Source organism: Streptomyces pseudoechinosporeus (assembly GCF_054783935.1).
Map to the genome: position 1 here is coordinate 47,552 of NZ_BAAGPS010000066.1, position 16,822 is coordinate 64,373.

Here is a 16,822-nt window from a genome sequence, read left to right on the forward strand (position 1 = left end):
GCCGTGAACGGAATGCTGGCGGGACCGCCACGTCCGAGGCGTCAAGCGGGCAGCGCACCCCGGATCCGCTGGAACCCCACCCAGGCATCCGCATTCCTGCGGCACAACCACACCAGAACCCTTCGCCCCACGGGGTCGCACCCATGAACGCCCGTCCGGCCGGCCCGAGGACGGTTGGATACAGTGCGCGAGACGGCAGCCTGGTCAGGGAGGGGAAGCGTGACCGACACCAGCGACACTCGACCCGCCGGCAGCGAAACGCCAGCTCCGCGGCAGAGCCGACTGCACCGCCTGATGCGCTACATCCCCTGATCGCCCCCGTCCTGCTGTGGGCCGTGCCCTGCTGGGTGCTGGCGCCGTGAGCGTCGCGGAGCTGGCGACCCGCCGGGCGGTCACCCCGTGTGAAGGCACGCCGGGCAGGACTGCCTGGGCAGACCTGCCCCTGACGTGAGAGGCACAGGCCCGGCCATCAGCAAGCACTTTCACGCCGACGGCCTGGAGAACAAAGCCGAACGGGGCCTCCGGTGTCAGTGCCGGGCGCTAGTGTCGTTCGCCCGGCAAGGAGCGGCGAGAGCGAGTGTGTTCAGGTCCGGGCTCGGTTCGGGTCCGGCCCGAGCGAGCCCAGGAGCGCCTCGGGCGTGGGACGGTCGGCCGGATCCTCGGCCCCGAGCGCAAACACATCGGCGGCACCGCCGACTTCGTCGCCCTGCGCCTGCTCGGGCGCGAGGTATTCGGGAGCGCCGAAGGCCGCCCCGGTGGCGGTCAGCCGGGTGGGCTCCACGACCCGCGCGACGCCGAAATCGAGGACGCGTGGGACAGCGTCGGCCATGAGGATGTTGCCCGGTTTCAGATCCCGGTGTACGAGCCCGCAGACATGGACGGCTTGGAGCGCCTCGGCCAGCGCTGCCCCGAGAGACCTCAACTGCTCTTCAGGATGGGCCCTTGACGCTTGATCAGCTGGGCGAGCATGGGCCCGGGGATGTACGCGATGGCCAGCCAGGGCGCCTCCGCGTCGGGATCGGTGTCCACGACCGGAGCCGTGTGGAAACCGCCGACTCTGCGGGCGGCCTCGACCTCTGCGCGGAACCGTCACGGAAGTGCAGGTCGGCCGCCAGCTCGGGGCGGCCACCTTGACCGCGACGGCCCGACCGCCCCGTGACCGGGCGAGCTAGACCGTCCCCATGCCGCCCGCGCCCGGCTCTCGCTCGACGATGTGGACACCGATCCGCCGTGGCAGGTCCGCGCCGTTCTCCATCACTGCACACCTCCCCCTGCGCACGGTCACCCGTACGTGACGTCGTCCGGTGCACCCCGGCCGATCTCCGGTCCCGCGTATCCGTCCAGCAGCGTAGACGAAGACACCGCCCTGCAGTCCGGGAAGCCGGGCTCAGCCGCCGCGCCGCACCCGGGCCGCCTTGCGGGCCTCCGCGAGCTTGCGGGCCTCGCTGCTCTTGCGGGACGACCTGCCGCCGGAGCCGCCCTTCGCGTCCTTGGTGCTGCCCAGGCCGCGGAACGGGGCGTTGTGGTTCTTGGGACGCGGTACAGCCAGCCCGCCGACGAGAAGCTTCCCGGAGGGGGCTTTGGCGCCGGTGATCTGGCTTAGCTCCGCCTCGCCGGACCGCACTTTGGTGACCTTGGGGGCGACGTCGGCGTCCGCCATGACCTGGCTCGTCTCGCGGCGCTGTCCCGACAGGACGAGTGTCACGACGGTGCCGGAGCGGCCTGCCCGGGCCGTGCGGCCCGCGCGGTGCAGATAGTCCTTCGGGTCGGTGGCCGGGTCGACGTTGACCACGAGGTCGAGGTCGTCGACGTGCAGGCCGCGCGCGGCGACGTTCGTCGCTACCAGCGCGGTGACCTGCCCGTTCTTGAACTGGGCCAGAGTCCGAATGCGCTGCGGCTGGGACTTCCCGCTGTGCAGGGCGGCGGCGGCCACGCCGCTGGCCCGCAGATGCCGCGTGAGCTGGTCGACGCCGTGCTTGGTGTCCAGGAACAGCAGGACGCGGCCGTCCCGAGCGGCGATCTCCGTGGTCACGGCGTACCGGTCCGGGCCGTGCACGACGAAGACGTGGTGCTCGATCGCGGAGACCGCGCTGGACGAGGGGTCCACGGAGTGGACGGCGGGGTCACGCAGGTAGCGCTGCACCAGCTGGTCGACGTCGCGGTCGAGGGTGGCGGAGAACAGCATCCGTTGCCCGTCGGGAGGCACCTGGTCCAGGATCTCGGTGACCTGCGGCAGGAACCCCATGTCACACATCTGGTCGGCCTCGTCCAGGACCGCGATGCGCACCCGTCCCAGTCGGCAGCCCTTGCGCTCGATGAGGTCGTGCAGCCGACCGGGCGTGGCGACGACGATCTCGGCACCATCCCGCAGCACGGCGGCCTGCCGTCCGATGGACACTCCGCCCACCACGGTCGCGAGCCGCAGCCGCAGCGCCTCGGCGTACGGGGTGAGCGCCTCACCGACCTGCTGCGCCAGCTCTCTGGTGGGCACCAGAACGAGCGCCAGCGGCTCTTTCGGCTGCGCGCGCTGCCCGGCCGTCCGGGCGAGCATCCCCAGGCCGAAGGCGAGCGTCTTGCCGGATCCTGTGCGGGCCCGGCCCAGGACGTCCCGTCCCGCGAGCGCGTTCGGCAGCGCCGCCGCCTGAATGGGGAAGGGCACAGTCACACCGTGCTCATCGAGCACCCGCAGAACCTCGGCCGGCAAGCCCACCTGGGCGAAGGACGCCGCCCTGGGCACTGCCGAAGTGGCGCCCGACGCCTCGGACACATCGTCCTGCTGCCGGGCATCGGCACATGCTGATTCGCTCACAGAAAGCCTTCCTCCGAAGGGACCGTACCGAGGAAGGCGCGGCAGGGACGCGGCCACCAGCCAGAGACACCGAACGGAGCACCGACACAGCGACGCTGCAAACGCGCAACGTTAGCACGGGACACACCACCCTGGGCTCCCGTGGTCGCGCCGCTCAGCCGAGGAACGACAGCCGGACCTGCCTGTGCGGATTGCCTCGACGCGCCTGGACCACAAGGCCTCCACCTGTAAAAACGGCCCTGACCTGGACCTTGTGGACGCCAGAAGACGCTTCGAACAACCTGCGCCATGTGGTGCCACAGGGACACTCTCAGCATCGACGCCCAGCGCGGCCCCCGCCACCAAGATCCGGACCAGGAACGGACCAACTTCGCTTCTTCTCCGGCGATTTCACTCATTTCCTCAGGTCAGCGGCGGATTGGGCCGTGTACCACCAGCAGACGAAGAATCCGCTGGTACCGGCGTCGGATAACTTCACGCGGTTCCCGAACCGCAGCCCTTGGCACGCGGCCAAGGGAAACACGCTGGTCACGGCAGGCAGAGACCGCGTGGTGGTCGCGTGTGGTCGCATGAGACTGGAGGTGTCGGCCCTTCCCTCGGCCGCGGCCTGATCCGCACCACGACCGCCCGCAAGCCGGAACCGCTGCCGACCCGCGGCTGCCCTCCCCGCAGATCTCCTGGCAGCACCCGACCGCGGGCCCGGCGAGCGGTGAGAAACTCGGCACCACCGCCGGTGCCTACCACCTCCGCTTCCCAACGGCTGCCGCCGCGTCCAGCCAATGCGTTTGCCGAGCGCGGCTTTCGGGCCGCTCGGGCAGACGTACACTCGGCACATGAGTCGCACACGTGCCGTGAGGGACAGCCTGCAGCGGGCTGCCTGTCGGCTGTGCCCGGCTGCCGTGGGATCGGCTGCCGTGGGCCCGGCGACCGCAGCTGACAATGAGGCGCCCGACAGTGGCCGTATCGCGCTGCACGGCCACGGCTAGCGATTCTCCGCGCCCTCACCGGGGCGGGGCCCTGGCCTTGCTCGGCTCGCTGTTCTTGTAAACACACCGCAGGCAACACGGCAGGACCGCTGCTGCCGGCCTGAGCCGCCGCATCCGGTTCTGATCGGACGCGTCCGCGACACCTGCGCACCCGCTCAACGGCACCACCGCAGCTTCCGGCGCACCGCCGGGCTGCCGCCTGGCGACGGCCGCACGACGGCCCGAGCCACCTTCGAAGGGATCACTGTGAAGCTGAGCGAGTTGCTGGCCGGGCAGGAGCACCACGTTCTGCAGGGCGACCCGGCGAGGACGTGGATCACCGCGGGAACCACCTTCGACGCCGACCGGGTGACGCCGGGCTCGCTGTTCATCGCCGTGCCCGGCCACCGTGAAGGCGGCCCCGACTCGGTGGCACCTGCCCTCGCATGCGGCGCGGCGGCGGTACTCGTCGACGCCGCGACGCCGGCACCTGCGGCGTCGGTGTGGGCGTCGGCACCGGAGGTGTGCGTCGTACGGGTGCCGGACACCCGGACAGCGGCCGCGGTCGTCGCCTCCCGCTATTTCGGTGAGCCGGGGCGGCAGATGGACATGGTGGCGATCACCGGTACCAACGGCAAGACGTCGGTGTCGTACATGGTCGAGTCGGTCCTGCGGATCTCCGAGGGCGCGAAGGTGGGGGTCATCGGGACCGCCGGCAGCCGGATCGGCGACGAGCTGATCCCGATGCCGAGGTCGGTGCTGACCACGCCGGAGTCACCGGACCTGCAGTACCTGCTGGGGTGCATGCGCGACCGCGGAGTCGGCAGCGCGGTACTGGAAGCCACGTCCATGGCGCTGCTGACACACCGGGTGGACCGTACGTTCATCGACGTCGGCGTGTTCACCAACCTGACGCAGGATCACCTGGACGATCACGGAACGATGGCGAACTACCGGGACGCCAAGCTGCGTCTGTTCCAGGGCTTGTGCAGGCGCGCTGTGGTCAACGCCGACGACCCGGTGGGCGCCGGGATCCAGGCGATGATGCCGGGCGCGGTGACCACGTACGCCCTGGACGCCGAGGCTGACTACCGGGCCACCGACCTCTCCGTGGACGCTTCCGGCACGCGTTTCATCCTGCACCACGACGGCCGCAAGTATCCGGCGGCGATCCCCGTCCCGGGCCGCTTCTCGGTGGCCAACGCGCTGGCCACCGTGGCGGCCTGCCACCTTCTGGGCCACGATCTGGGCGGGCTGGTCGCCGCCCTCGACCGGATGCCTGCGATCCCGGGTCGGTTCGAGCGCTTCCAGACGCCGCGCGGCACGTCGGTGATCGTGGACTACGCCCACTCACCGGACTCCCTGGACAAGGTCCTGACCACCATCCGCGACTTCGCACGCGGCCAGGTCATCACCGTCTTCGGCTGCGGCGGGGACCGGGACACCACCAAGCGGACGGACATGGGCAGGATCGCCGGAACCCACTCCGACCTGTGCGTCCTCACCTCGGACAACCCCCGCAACGAAGACCCCCAGGCCATCCTGGACCAGATCGCCCCCGGCATCGCGGCGACCGGCACACCGTTCGAACGGTTCACCGACCGCCGTCAGGCTGTCGCTTTCGCTCTCTCCGCCGCGGGCCCGGACGACATCGTCCTGATCGCCGGCAAGGGCAGCGAGCCCCATCAGATCATCGGCGACAAACTGCTCCCCTTCAGCGACATGGCAACCGTGCTCGAACTCACCCGGGGATAGCGGGCCCTGCCGCCTCAAACGCGGACCGCCCGCGCCGTCCTCGGCCCGAAAGCGCACGCGCCGGTCCCTACAGCCCCTACCGCGGAAGTGCACCGATTCGGTGGTCAGATCGCTGTCCTCCAGCATCAGCTTGCCGAAGACAGACGCGCCCCTGTATTGCAGTACAGCCGGATGATCGCCTGCGTCCCACAGCTGCAACCGGCGGCGCCGAGACATGGAGTAATTGTCAATACCTGTGGGTCGGTTGAGGTTGTTCAGGCTGCGTGAGCCTCGGGACGTTCGACGAGGTGGCCGCGTTCGAAGCGGGCTCCGGCTCGCACGAGGGCGACGAGGTGGGGTGCGTTGACCGCTCGCCAGCGTGCCTGGGCGGACTCGACGAGCTTGAAGACCATGGCAAGCGCGGCGGTGGCACTACCGGCGCCCTTGGTGACCTTGGTCCGCAGCCGTACCGTCGCGAAGGTCGATTCGATGGGATTCGTGGTGCGCAAATGGATCAAGTGCTCGGCCGGGAAGTCGTAGAACGCGAGCAGTTCATCGACGTCGTCGGTGATCTTCTGAGCCGCCTTGGGCCACTTCACGCCGTACGTCTTATCGAAGGCAGCGACGGCCTTGACCGCGTGCTCGCGGTCCTCGGCGTTGTAGATGTCCTGCAGCGCCTTGCGCGCGCCGGGCTGGGCCGATGTGGGCAGGGCGTTGAGCACATTGGCCGTTTTGTGAACCCAGCACCGCTGATGGCGGGCGTCGGGGAACACCTCCGCCAGGGCCTTCCAGAAGCCGAGTGCGCCGTCGCCGACGGCGAGGACGGGAGCGCGCATCCCGCGCCGGGCGGCATCGCGCAGCAGGTCGGCCCAGGACTCGGCGGACTCGCGGTAGCCGTCGGCCATCGCGATCAGCTCCTTGGTGCCGTCCGCACGCACGCCCATGACGACCAGGACGCAGGACTTGGCCTGCGACAGGCGGATGCGCAGGTGGATGCCGTCGGCCCAGACGTAGACGTAGTCCGTGGCGGACAGGTCGCGCTCGCCGAAGGCTTGGTGGTCGGCCTGCCACTGCTGGGTGAGCCGGGTGACGGTGGCGGGCGACAGGCCGGCCGAGCTGCCGAGGAACTGCTCGAGTGCGGGCACGAAGTCGCCCGAGGACAGGCCGTGCAGGTAGAGCAGCGGCAGCACCTCGCTGATCTTCGGGGACTTGCGGCACCAGGGCGGCTGGGGGCACCTCCCGGCCGAAGGCTAGGGGAGATCGCCGAGGCAAACCGCTTGCGTTCCCCGGTCGCCTCGTCGACGCGCTTGTCGTTCACCCGCGGGGCCTTGCCCTCGACCGTCCCGGCGGCGGTGGTGACCTGCCGCGGCTGGTGGTAGCCGTTGCGGACGACCAGGCGTCGGCCGTCCTCGTCCCGCTGGTCGGCCAACTCGGCTATGTAGGCGTTGACTTCGGCCTCAAGCGCGGCGGCCAGCATTCGCCTCGCGCCTTCGCGGACGATCTCGTCGATCAGGGAGCCGTTCGGGGTACTGCCGTCGGCATTGACTACGCTGAGCACGGGCGTGTCTTCCCGACCGACGTTCGCAGCGTCGGCCTACTCGGTGACCTTCAATCGATCACTCGGGAAGGTACGCCCTTCGCGTCCAACCCGAGCCCGATCCACAGGTCTTGAGCATTGCTCGATTGCTCGCCCGTCTTGTCTCAAGGCAGTTGTCAGTGCGCAGCTCGCCGACATGGCTCCCTGACACGATGGATGAGAACGGACAGCACTGAGGGTGCTGAGTGGCCGTACCGCCTGGGTGGATCTTGTCGGGCCGTACATCGGGCTGTCGTACAAGGAACACCGCGAACAGCTCGACACGATCGTCGCCGGCCTCCTGGACATGCACGGCTTGCAACTGCGCTTCGAGGAGGTCGTCCACCACGACGACAACGACGCCCTGCGGCAGAGGCTCGCATCCTCGGCGTGACCGCGTCCGCACCGCCGGGCGGTGGCGTACGTCAGACGGTGACGTCGGCCCCCGGATCCGGCACCGTCATGGCCCAGGTCCCCATGGCCTCCAGAACGTCGCTCAGCCCCTCACCGAGAGGGGTCAGCTCGTACACGACGCGCGGCGGGATCTCCGCGTACGTGGTGCGCGTCACGATGCCGTGCCGCTCGAACTGGCGCAGCCGACTGGTCAGGGTGTGCGGGCTGATACCGGGCAGGGCCTCGCGCAGCTCGGTGAAGCGATGCGGGCCATGCAGCAGTTCGCGCACGATCAGAGTTGCCCACGGGCCGTTGAGCAGAGTGAGGAACCGGGCGACACCACACTCGGGCAGACAGGGATCAGTCATGTTTTCAACGGTAACTCCATTAGTGCAGTTGATGTAAGTGATGCATCGCATGCACTAATGGGTTCATGACCTACGTGATTCACGGCGCCACCGGCGCCCAGGGTGCCCCCGTCGTCGCCGCTCTCGCCGCCGCGGGCAAGCCCGTGACCGCTCTGACCCGCAACCCGGACACCGTCGTGGACGGCGCAAGCGTCGTAGCCGCCGGATACTCCTCCACGGAGGCACTGGCCGAGGCATACCGCGGCGCCCACGGCGTGTTCATCCACCTGCCGGTCACCTCGGAAGAGGACCGCCAGACCTACGCGCGCAACATCGTCGCCGCCGTCCGCGCGGCCCGCCCGGCCCGCGTGGTGTTCTCCACCAGCGGCTCCCCGACCGACCCCGACACCGGCGGCGCGGCCGCGATCCTGCTCAGCGGCCTGGCGGACAGCGGGGTGCCGCATGCGGTGATCGCGCCCACGCTGTACCTGGAGAACCTGCTCATGCCGTACGTCCTCGACACGGTCCGCGAGCGGGGCGTGCTGCCCTACCCGATCCGCGCCGACTTCCCCGTCTCCTGGGCGTCGCACCTGGACATCGCCGACGTCGCCGTCGCCCTGTTCGACCGCCACGACGTCACCGGCGTGGTCTCCGTCGGCCAGTACCCGGCGATCACCGGACCGGACCTGGCCCAAGCCTTCGGCGCTCACTTCGGCAAGGACGTGGTCTTCGAGCCGATCACCCCCGAGCAGATGCGCGCCTCCGTCGCGCCCGTGATCGGCGAGGGCCCCGCCGCCGACGTCGCCGGCCTCTACCAGGCCATGAGCACGCTGCCCGACCGCTCGATCGCACCGGAGGACTCCGCCCAGAAGCTGCTGGACATCACCCCCCGCACCACGGGCCAGTGGCTGGCCGACCTCGGCCTCTGACCGCAGTCACTGTCGGCTTCGGCCGAGTTCGGCAGACAGGACGTGGCAGGCCGCCGTACTCCATGGACGGCCTGCCAAGTCCTCGAGAACCGCCGACCGCCCACACCGAGGCCCGCACGCGCCACTTCAAACACGCTGAGCTTGACAGGGAACGCTCCTGCTCGGCGAGCAACGGTCTCAACGAACTGAGTCTGTCCCGGTCGGCAGCTCGCAGCCGACTTGCTTCGTTGAGAACGGACAGCGTGCCACGTCCCCGGCCTGCAACGACCAGGTCGGTTGAGACGACTCGCTGCGGCAAATCCCAGATGATCTGGTTCGTGAAGGTCCTGCGCAGTCGAGCCGAATGGTTGTCCGCATCATCTGACCTGCTCGTCTCAGGTGATGCAGCCCGCCAAGGGCGAATGGGGCCAGCCCACTTGAGACGCGGACCAGCTCGACAGAGACGGAACATTTACTACGACCGTCCCGCTTTGTTGACCGGCTGTCCGTCGCCAGCAAAGTTAGTCCGGCGGAGAGCGCTGACCTGCGCGGACTAACTTGATTGGCGGAGCGGTCGCGTAGCGCCTACCTCAGTCCAAGCCCGTGAGCTGCGGCGACTGGATTGGATGGCAGTGACGGCAGCGGACTGGGTCCGCCGGGCGATGGACATCGGCTGTCCGTTGAACCGCCCCGGCAACCGAAGTGACCCGACGCCCACGCGCCACCGGCGTCGGCGCTGGACCCACCCCTGCCCGACTTCGGCCGAGTCATCCCGCTGTCCGGTGCCCGGGGGCGCTGGTGGTCGGCGACGTGGTCGGCCACGGACTGCACGCCGCCGCCACGATGGGCCGACTGCGTACCGCCGTCCACAACTTCTGCTCCCTCGACCTGCCTCCCGACGACCTCCTCACCCACCTCGACGACCTGGTCGGACGGCTCGACCGGGGCGAGGGCTGGCGGAGGACGACGACACCGACCTCGGCGCCGGGGTCGTCGGCGCCACCTGCCTGTACGCGGTCTACGACCCGGTGTCCCAGCGCTGCACCCTCACCCGCGCCGGCCACCCGCAGCCCGCGATCGTCCGCCCAGACGGCACCGCGGAGTTCGTCGATCTGCCATCCGGGCCGCCGCTCGGTGTCGGCGACATGCCGTTCGAAACCACGGAGTTGGAGCCCCCGGAGAGCAGCCAGCTCGTCCTCTACACCGACGGTTTGATCGAGGACCGCTTCCACGACATCGACGACGGGTTCGAAAGGCTCCGCGGCGTACTCGCCACGCCCGGCCGTCCGCCGGAGGAGACCTGCGAGGCCGTGCTCGACGCCATGCTTCCGGCCCGTCCGAGCGACGACATCGCGCTGCTCGTCGCCCGTACGCGCGCCCTGGGCCCCGAACAGGTCGCCCAGTGGGAACAACTGCCCAGCGACCCGGCGGTCGTCACGCGCGCCCGCGCCGCGGTCACCCGGCAACTGTCCGCCTGGGACCTGGACGAGCTGGCCTTCACCACCGAACTGGTCGCCGGCGAACTCGTCACCAACGCCATCCGGCACGAGACCGGACCCGTACAGCTGCGCCTCCTCCGCGACCGGGCGCTGATCTGCGAGGTGTCCGACGGCAACAGCACCTCACCCCGGCTGCGGCGGGCGACGACCGAGGACGAGGGCGGGCGCGGACTCTTCCTCGTCGCCCAGCTGACGGAACGCTGGGGGACCCGCTACACCAGCACCGGAAAGATCATCTGGACCGAGCAGGCGCTGCCCTGATCCCGCTGCGACGGTCAGCTCCAGGTCGGTGACAGAGAACCCGGATCGGCCGCGTAGGGCACGGGCCTGCCCGTGAACGCGTCGAGGAGCATGCGGTCGCCGACCGGGCGGTCCAGCTTCACCGTGACCTTCTTCATGCGCAGGTCGTCCGTGCAAGGACCGTCGGAGCGGTTTCGGATCGACGCGGACAGCACCACGTTGTCCTCGGTCTCCAGTACGTCGACGGCCGGGCCGTCGTCGCAGGACCCCTGATGGGCGACCAGGCCGACGGTCCGGTCGCCCTGCGCCATCGTGGTCAGCCCGGCGAGCGGCCACAGCTTGTCCGAGGCCTCCTGCAGAGACTTGGCCTTGATCGGCGGCCGGGGCAGTTTCGAGGGGCTGACCGCGACGCGCTTGAGCGGTGTGTCGTATCCGTCGAGGGTGAAGTGCCAGGCGGGGACCGTCGCCGGACCCCGGCTGGTGAAGAGGGTCATCCCACCGAGCCGGGCATCGGTCACGGTGAGCCGGGGACCGGAGTTACCGCCCCGGGCGAGCTTCTCGTACGCCGTCTGCGCGGAGGTGACCGGGACGGTGAGCGAGCCGCCGCTGCGCCAGCGGACCTCCCCCTTCTGCGGAGGGGACTTGGGGAGCGAGCCGCGCAGGGCGAAGTTCTGGCTCGTGTACGCGCGCTCGTCGGCCTTGTCGCGGAAGCCCCCTTCGGGCAGCTGGACCGCCTCGTCCAGTGGGAAGTAGCCCTGCCGCCACAGCCGCGCCGCCTCCGATCCCGCCCAAGCGTCGGCGACCTGACGGGCGCGGTTCGCGGCGGTAGGAGTCCGGTCACCGACCTCGTCGCCGCCGGGCGCCGTCTCCTCGCCGCATCCGGTGGCTCCGGCGGCGAACAGGCCGAGTACGACGAGCAGTTGACGCAGTTTTACGGATCGCATGATGGCCCCCGAGGCAGACGACGGATTCCGGCGCTGCTCCTGTGACGCTCCGGCCGGGCGAGACGTTCACTCCCCTCCGGCTCGGCCCGTGAACTTCGCACTCGTCAGCCCCGCGTCCACCTGCCACCCCAGCGACTCGTACAGCGCCCGCCCCTCGGGGGTCGCCCCCAGTACGCCGGTCTCCGCTCCCCGGTCGACCGCCGCCCGCGCGAGGGTGTGCATGACGAAGCGACCGAGACCTCTGCGCCGGTGGGCGGGGGCCGTCTCGATCTGGTCGGCGACCGCGGTCGCGCCGGTCGGGGCGATCTGCCCGCGTGCGGCCCACGAACCGTCCGCCGCCGTGACGAGGACGCGGGTGACGCCACCGCGGGACCAGACGCGCACGCGGTAGCCGTCGGGTACGGGCGCGGCGGGTTCGCCGGTGAACCGGGTCGACATCAGGAAGGCCGGCTCGGGGTTGTCCAGGAAGGTACTCAGGAACCGCACGGTGCCGAGCTGGACGCCGTAGCTGAGCCGAGCTGCGATCTGGCGCCCCGGCAGGCCATCGCCCGCCGTCTCGCGTCGCGGTCGAGGAGGAAGTACCCCGCCCGCTGCCCGTCATCGGGCACGGTGATGAACGTGCCGTAGTTGCGGCGCTGCTCATCCGTCAGGAACGCCACCAAGGCCTCCCGAGACCGTCTCCGTGTGGTGTGGTGGCGATCACCTTAGGGCGCATGGTCGAGGCACGCGTCTGGGGGGCGCCTATATAGGCGCCCCCCAGACGCGGTCGGGAACTACGAGGTGAGCTGGGCCAGTAGCCAGGTGACGACGCCCCGGGCAGTGCCGGAGACGAGACCGCCCAGGGCGGCGCGGACCAGGGGCAGGCGCTCGCGGCGTGTCAGGCGCTTGCAGGACATGGGGACCTCCATGGGTCGCTATCAGCGGGTGGACAGCCGGCCGGCTCGCTCTCCACACTCGACCCCGCACAACGACCGACTCCCAGTTGCGACAAGCGCTTCGCCAACAGCGGCTTGTGTGCCGTTCAGACCGTGCCCGGCGCCGGGACGAACGACAATGGTGCGATGAGTCGCGACACAGGAGGCGGCCCGGCGAAGCGGCCGCGGAAGCTGAAGCGGGCGCAAGTCGGATGGCCCCGCCCGTTACGGGAGCTGAAGGACCTGCTGTACGAGGCGTACCTGGCGGCGGATGCGCCGAGTCTGGACGAGATCGCCGCGGACATCGCCAATGTCGATGCCGAAGACCGCGCGGTGACGGGGACGCCGAGTAGGGACACCATCCGCCGCTGCATCAGCTCACCGAACCTGCAGCCCAGCCAGGCCGACGCGGTCTCCGTCGCCATCGTGCTCGCCCGCCGTGCCGCCTGGAACGAAGAGGATCTGGCCACGCGGGTACGCGGTCTGTGGACCGAGGCCGGGATGCACACCCCTGCAGGCCGGCCGATCGCCGAGTACGACGACCGGCTCGTCCTGGACGACCTGGAGGTGCACCCTGCCCTCGCCGTCGGCACCGCCGACGACGGGCTCGGCGCGCTCCCCGCCTATGTCCGGCGGGAGTTCGACGAGCGGCTGGATGCGATGGTCGCCGCGGCAGCGGACGGGCGGAGCGGCATCGCGATCCTGGTCGGCGGCTCCTCCACGGGCAAGACCCGGGCCTGCTGGGAAGCGGTCAAGAACCTGCCGGACGGATGGCGGCTGTGGCATCCGATCGAGCCCGACCGCGCGCCTGCCCTGATCGGGCAGCTGGGCCAGGTGGGACCACAGACCGTGGTATGGCTCAACGAAGCCCAGCACTACCTCCTCAACCAGGAACACAGCGCGCAAGTCGCCTCCAGCCTCCGCGATGTGCTGAACGACTCCGGGCGCGCCCCGGTGCTGGCACTGGGCACCATCTGGCACCAGCACTGGGACGAGCTCACTGCTGTCCCCAGCAGCGGTCTGGACCCGTACGCGCAGGCCAGACAGCTGGTCAAGGCGAAGGACATCCCAGTACCCGCAGCATTCACCGCCGAGGAACTGAAGGCCGTACAGACCGCCGACGACGGCGATCCCCGCCTGGCCGAGGCCCTCGCACGCGCGGAGCAGGGGCAGATCACCCAGTATCTAGCCGGTGGCCCCGCGCTGCTGGAGCGCTACCGCACCGCCCCCGGTGCCGCGCGGGCGCTGATCGAGGCCGCCATGGACGCCCGCCGCCTCGGCCACGGCGAGGACCTCCCACTCGCCCTGCTGGAAGCCGCCGCGCCCGGCTATCTGACCGACCTGCAGTGGGATGCCCTGCCCGACAACTGGCAGCAGAGAGCCTGGGACTACGTCACCGACAGGAAAGCATCCCGCGGGGCACGGAGCCCGCTGTACCGCCGCAGGCCGCGCGGCGGCCAGCCCGCATACGAGCAGCCCCGCTACCATCTGGCCGATTACCTTGAACAACATGGCCGCGAAACCCGCCGCACCACCCTCGCCCCCGCCGCCCTGTGGGACGCCTTCATCGACTTCGCTCCCCGCGACGAACTCACCACCCTGGCTCATGCAGCCCAAAACCGGGGCTTGATGCGCGAAGCCTCCCTCTGTTACGCGGCAGCCGTCCGGGCAGGCCACCGGAGCGCGGCGTGGTCGCTGGCCAGGATGCTGGAACACAGCAACCGGATCCCCGAGGCTGTCCGCTGGTACCGATGGTGCGCTGAATCCGGAGCAGACGAAGAGGCCTACGCCCGGGTGGCCTGGCTGACCGAACGGGCCGGCCTCGAAGTGGAGGAGAGCGTCGTCCGCTGGCTGCGCGGGCGCATAGAAACCAGCACAGAGACCGACACAGGAACGGGCACCCAGGCCGCTCTCGAAGCCCTCGCCTATCTACTGGGGGACAGTCGGCGCGATGAGTTGAACGCGGTGCTAAGCCGCCATTATGGGGTGAATGACGAAACCGAGCTGCGTGAGCTAGGCGACCGGCTCTGGCTCGCAATAGACGAACCCTTCGAGGACTGGGGCGACGACGAGCCATACATTGGGGCCAGGTCCGGTCCGAACCCGTTCATATGGTGGATAGGTGATCCACTGATCCGCGAGGGCCGGATCGACGAGGCCATCCGCCACTATCAGGGATTCTCCGGCGAGAGCACTTACGCGATGCGCCAGGCTGTCAAGCTCATGGAACGGGCAGGTCGGCAGGAGGAGGCGATCGGCTGGCTCTGGCAAGAGCTGAGGTCCGGAAACGAAAAGGGCCTCTGGATCGCTGCCGAGCTGCTGGCACGGATGGGGCGCGGCCCAGAGGCGGAGCGGCTTCGCAGGTACGGTGTGGCGCCGGACGGGTCGATTGCCCAGCCGTGGGAGGCGATACCGCCAGAGCGTGCCGTTGACGAACGTGGCGCTAGCCGCAAGTGATGGCGGCTGACCGCGCTGCCCCGCACGTTCAGCCGTTGGTACGGGCGCGTTCCAGCACGCGGTACACCGTCGCCCGGCTGACGGAGAACAACTCGGCGAGGTCGGCGATGGAGTGCTCGCCGGTGGCGTGTTGCTCGATCAGGTGGGCTTGCTGTCGGGCCGTCAGCTTGGGCCGCTTGCTCTTCGCGCTGGCGACGGCCATGCCCTCCCGGGTTCGCAACCGAAGGAGATCCACCTCGAACTCGGCGAAGGTGGCCAGGCTGGCCGAGATCGACCAAGTCGAAGCCAGGTGCGGAGACCTTCTCGCCGAGGACCTGCGCAGGGACCTCGGCGAGGACCAATAAACCGCGCCGATGTCAGCCGACGGGCCTCAGCGCGGTGTAGCGCTGCGCAGAGGGGATACGGCAAACCCGGCCACGGAAGGTGTTTTCCTTACTCCCAGACCTTGCGCCAGATCCAGCCGTTTCCGTCGTTGAAGCCCCAGCCGCCTTCGCTCGTTGTGGCGCAGAACAGTCCGGTTGGCGTTGTGCTCACCTCTCCGGGCTTGGCCGGAGGGGCAGCTCCTCCGGGCGGGTTCTGGAGGAACTGGTCCACTCCGACGGACCGGGCCCCACGGGTCGTCAGCTGGCCTGGCGACTGCGGCGCGGTCGGCGCTGGAGGAAATCGAAGAGGGCAGCGGTATCGGGACTCGGCTCATCGTCGACTTCGGTGAGTGTCGATGTCAGCAGTGCGAGGGTACGAGGGATGGCGTCGTACTGGCCGAGTTCAGCCTGGAGCCGGGCGATGTCGCAGTACAGGGTTTCGTTGTAGCGGTCGAGAACGCGGGCGCGTTCGAGGAGAGCGAGCGCCTGCTCCGGGTCGGCATCACGCACGGTGCGGACCAGGGCGCTGACGGCGTCGAGGACGTCCCGGCGGAGGGCCTCGCGAGGGGCTTCGATCCATTCGGCGGTGAGGTCGTCAGCGAGGTCACCGGCGTACAGATCGATGACGTGTTCCAGGGCCGTGCGACGACTGGGTGCGTCGCTGCTGCTGCGGCCTTCCTCCAGTGCGGCTTGCAATTCCCATAGGTCGACGGTGACTTGATGGCGGTCCAGGGCGTAGTGGCCGTCGTGATGGACGGTGATGTCGTGGACCGCGTCGTGGGTAGCGGTGCGCAGCGCTCGGCGTAGTTGGCTGACTGTGGCATGGAAGGCGTTCGAGGGGCGGTCTCGTGGGGCGTCGGGCCACAGAACGGCTGTGAGGGTTTCACGGCGGGCGCCGTCCCGGTGGAGCGCGAGGTAGGCCAGGATCTCGCGTTGTCTGGGGGCCAAGGAGTCGGTGAGATCAGCGTATTCTCCGCCGTCGTCCTGGTGGTGAGTGAGGCGGATGCGGCCCAGTATGGCTAGCTTCAGCGGCTGTTGAGGCGCGAGCCCCCGGCGGGAGACATCTTTGTCGGTACTCGAGTGCGGGGTGTCTGCTGGTGCCGGTCGGCCCGTTGGGGCGCGGCGCGGGTCGCCGGAACGAACGGTGGTCGGCGACGTGCCAGTAACGGATGCGGGGCCGGGGGTGGGCGGCGTATCCGGTGCGGGGGCGGGCCGGGGAGGCGCCGTTGCGGAGTGGGGATCGTCTGCATCAGGCGTAGCGGGGGAGGTTTCAGAGCGTTTGACGTTGTCCGGGCCAGTGCGATGTTGGTTTCGGTCGGGCGTGGGCGGCTGCCGGGTGTCGTGGGGTGGGGTGTCAGGTCCAGGGGCGAGGCGGCGGGGGCGGGGCCGCGGCGGTGTTGGGCGGAAGGCGGTTGGTTCGGGGCTGGAGCCGAGGTCGCCTGGGACGGGGTGTCCGAGGGCCGTGGTGTCTGGGGACCGGGGTCCTGAAGTCGGCGTCACAGGCTGGGCCTCGTGCAGCAGGTCGAGCAGGGCCTGGGCGTCATCGGCGGGCAGCGTGAAGAGGCGGGCGCCGGCGAGTGAGTCCGCGGCGGAGGGGCTGGTGGCCGTCACGGTGAGCTGCCCCGAGTTTCGTAGAGTCCGGTGATCTTGTTTCAGGCGGACTGCGGGACTGGC

Annotated in this window: 13 protein-coding genes and 4 pseudogenes; 7 read left to right on the top strand and 10 right to left on the bottom strand. The window is 69.8% G+C overall.

The genetic code is table 11. From position 1 onward, the window contains the following. Nucleotides 1-219: 219 nt before the first annotated feature. Nucleotides 220-353, top strand: a pseudogene (locus tag ACYVO6_RS40135) (metallophosphoesterase); the annotation flags it as partial. A gap of 257 nt (nt 354-610) precedes the next feature. On the opposite strand, the pseudogene ACYVO6_RS40140 reads toward ACYVO6_RS40135, so the two are convergent. Beyond that, a pseudogene (locus tag ACYVO6_RS40140) lies at nt 611-1,129 on the bottom strand (serine/threonine-protein kinase); the annotation flags it as partial. A 258-nt stretch (nt 1,130-1,387) separates the two neighbouring features. After that, nucleotides 1,388-2,809 (bottom strand): DEAD/DEAH box helicase, encoded by a 1,422-nt coding sequence (locus ACYVO6_RS40145; protein ID WP_461070269.1) that lies wholly within the window; start codon nt 2,807-2,809, stop codon nt 1,388-1,390. Nucleotides 2,810-3,642: 833 nt separating this feature from the next. On the opposite strand from ACYVO6_RS40145, the gene ACYVO6_RS40150 reads away from it, so the two are divergent. After that, nucleotides 3,643-3,795, top strand: a complete 153-nt coding sequence (locus tag ACYVO6_RS40150; protein ID WP_461070271.1) for a hypothetical protein — start codon at nt 3,643-3,645, stop codon at nt 3,793-3,795. Nucleotides 3,796-4,041: 246 nt separating this feature from the next. Beyond that, a complete protein-coding gene (locus tag ACYVO6_RS40155; RefSeq protein WP_461070273.1) occupies nt 4,042-5,529 on the top strand; it encodes a UDP-N-acetylmuramoyl-L-alanyl-D-glutamate--2,6-diaminopimelate ligase in 1,488 nt (495 codons plus the stop codon). A gap of 254 nt (nt 5,530-5,783) precedes the next feature. Here the strand turns inward: ACYVO6_RS40155 and ACYVO6_RS40160 are convergent. After that, nucleotides 5,784-7,066, bottom strand: a pseudogene (locus ACYVO6_RS40160) (IS256 family transposase). Between the two features lie 217 nt (nt 7,067-7,283). Between ACYVO6_RS40160 and ACYVO6_RS40165 the strand changes: the two are divergent. After that, nucleotides 7,284-7,478, top strand: a complete 195-nt coding sequence (locus ACYVO6_RS40165; protein WP_461070275.1) for a hypothetical protein — start codon at nt 7,284-7,286, stop codon at nt 7,476-7,478. 31 nt (nt 7,479-7,509) lie between these two features. Here ACYVO6_RS40165 and ACYVO6_RS40170 read toward each other — a convergent pair whose 3' ends face one another. Beyond that, nucleotides 7,510-7,845 (bottom strand): winged helix-turn-helix transcriptional regulator, encoded by a 336-nt coding sequence (locus ACYVO6_RS40170; protein WP_252551456.1) that lies wholly within the window; start codon nt 7,843-7,845, stop codon nt 7,510-7,512. Nucleotides 7,846-7,910: 65 nt separating this feature from the next. Between ACYVO6_RS40170 and ACYVO6_RS40175 the strand changes: the two genes are divergently transcribed. Both ACYVO6_RS40175 and ACYVO6_RS40180 read left to right on the top strand, forming a co-directional pair. Continuing rightward, the gene (locus tag ACYVO6_RS40175) at nt 7,911-8,753 is read left to right on the top strand and encodes an NmrA family NAD(P)-binding protein (RefSeq protein WP_461070278.1); all 843 of its coding nucleotides are present in this window, start codon (nt 7,911-7,913) and stop codon (nt 8,751-8,753) included. Nucleotides 8,754-9,486: 733 nt separating this feature from the next. Then, nucleotides 9,487-10,492: pseudogene (locus ACYVO6_RS40180) on the top strand (SpoIIE family protein phosphatase); the annotation flags it as partial. A 14-nt stretch (nt 10,493-10,506) separates the two neighbouring features. Here ACYVO6_RS40180 and ACYVO6_RS40185 read toward each other — a convergent pair. The 4 genes from ACYVO6_RS40185 to ACYVO6_RS40200 form a co-directional block, all read right to left on the bottom strand. Next, entirely contained in the window at nt 10,507-11,415 is a 909-nt protein-coding gene (locus tag ACYVO6_RS40185) for a hypothetical protein (RefSeq protein WP_461070280.1), read from the bottom strand. A gap of 66 nt (nt 11,416-11,481) precedes the next feature. Beyond that, on the bottom strand, nt 11,482-11,901 hold the full coding sequence (locus tag ACYVO6_RS40190; protein WP_461070282.1) for a GNAT family N-acetyltransferase: 420 nt from the start codon (nt 11,899-11,901) through the stop codon (nt 11,482-11,484). Continuing rightward, nucleotides 11,889-12,074, bottom strand: coding sequence for a DUF4158 domain-containing protein (locus tag ACYVO6_RS40195; protein ID WP_461070284.1), 186 nt, complete (start codon nt 12,072-12,074; stop codon nt 11,889-11,891). Before ACYVO6_RS40195 ends, ACYVO6_RS40190 begins: the two co-directional genes overlap by 13 nt. A gap of 114 nt (nt 12,075-12,188) precedes the next feature. Next, nucleotides 12,189-12,311: a hypothetical protein gene (locus ACYVO6_RS40200; protein ID WP_461070286.1), complete on the bottom strand. Its 123-nt coding sequence runs from the start codon at nt 12,309-12,311 to the stop codon at nt 12,189-12,191. A 165-nt stretch (nt 12,312-12,476) separates the two neighbouring features. Here ACYVO6_RS40200 and ACYVO6_RS40205 point away from each other — a divergent pair, with 165 nt between their 5' ends. Then, a complete protein-coding gene (locus tag ACYVO6_RS40205) occupies nt 12,477-14,786 on the top strand; it encodes a hypothetical protein (protein ID WP_461070288.1) in 2,310 nt (769 codons plus the stop codon). A 28-nt stretch (nt 14,787-14,814) separates the two neighbouring features. On the opposite strand, the gene ACYVO6_RS40210 is transcribed toward ACYVO6_RS40205, so the two are convergent. Both ACYVO6_RS40210 and ACYVO6_RS40215 read right to left on the bottom strand, forming a co-directional pair. Next, nucleotides 14,815-14,988, bottom strand: a complete 174-nt coding sequence (locus tag ACYVO6_RS40210) for a helix-turn-helix domain-containing protein (protein ID WP_461070290.1) — start codon at nt 14,986-14,988, stop codon at nt 14,815-14,817. A gap of 418 nt (nt 14,989-15,406) precedes the next feature. After that, on the bottom strand, nt 15,407-16,096 hold the full coding sequence (locus tag ACYVO6_RS40215) for an AfsR/SARP family transcriptional regulator (protein WP_461070292.1): 690 nt from the start codon (nt 16,094-16,096) through the stop codon (nt 15,407-15,409). Between the last annotated feature and the right edge of the window lie 726 nt (nt 16,097-16,822).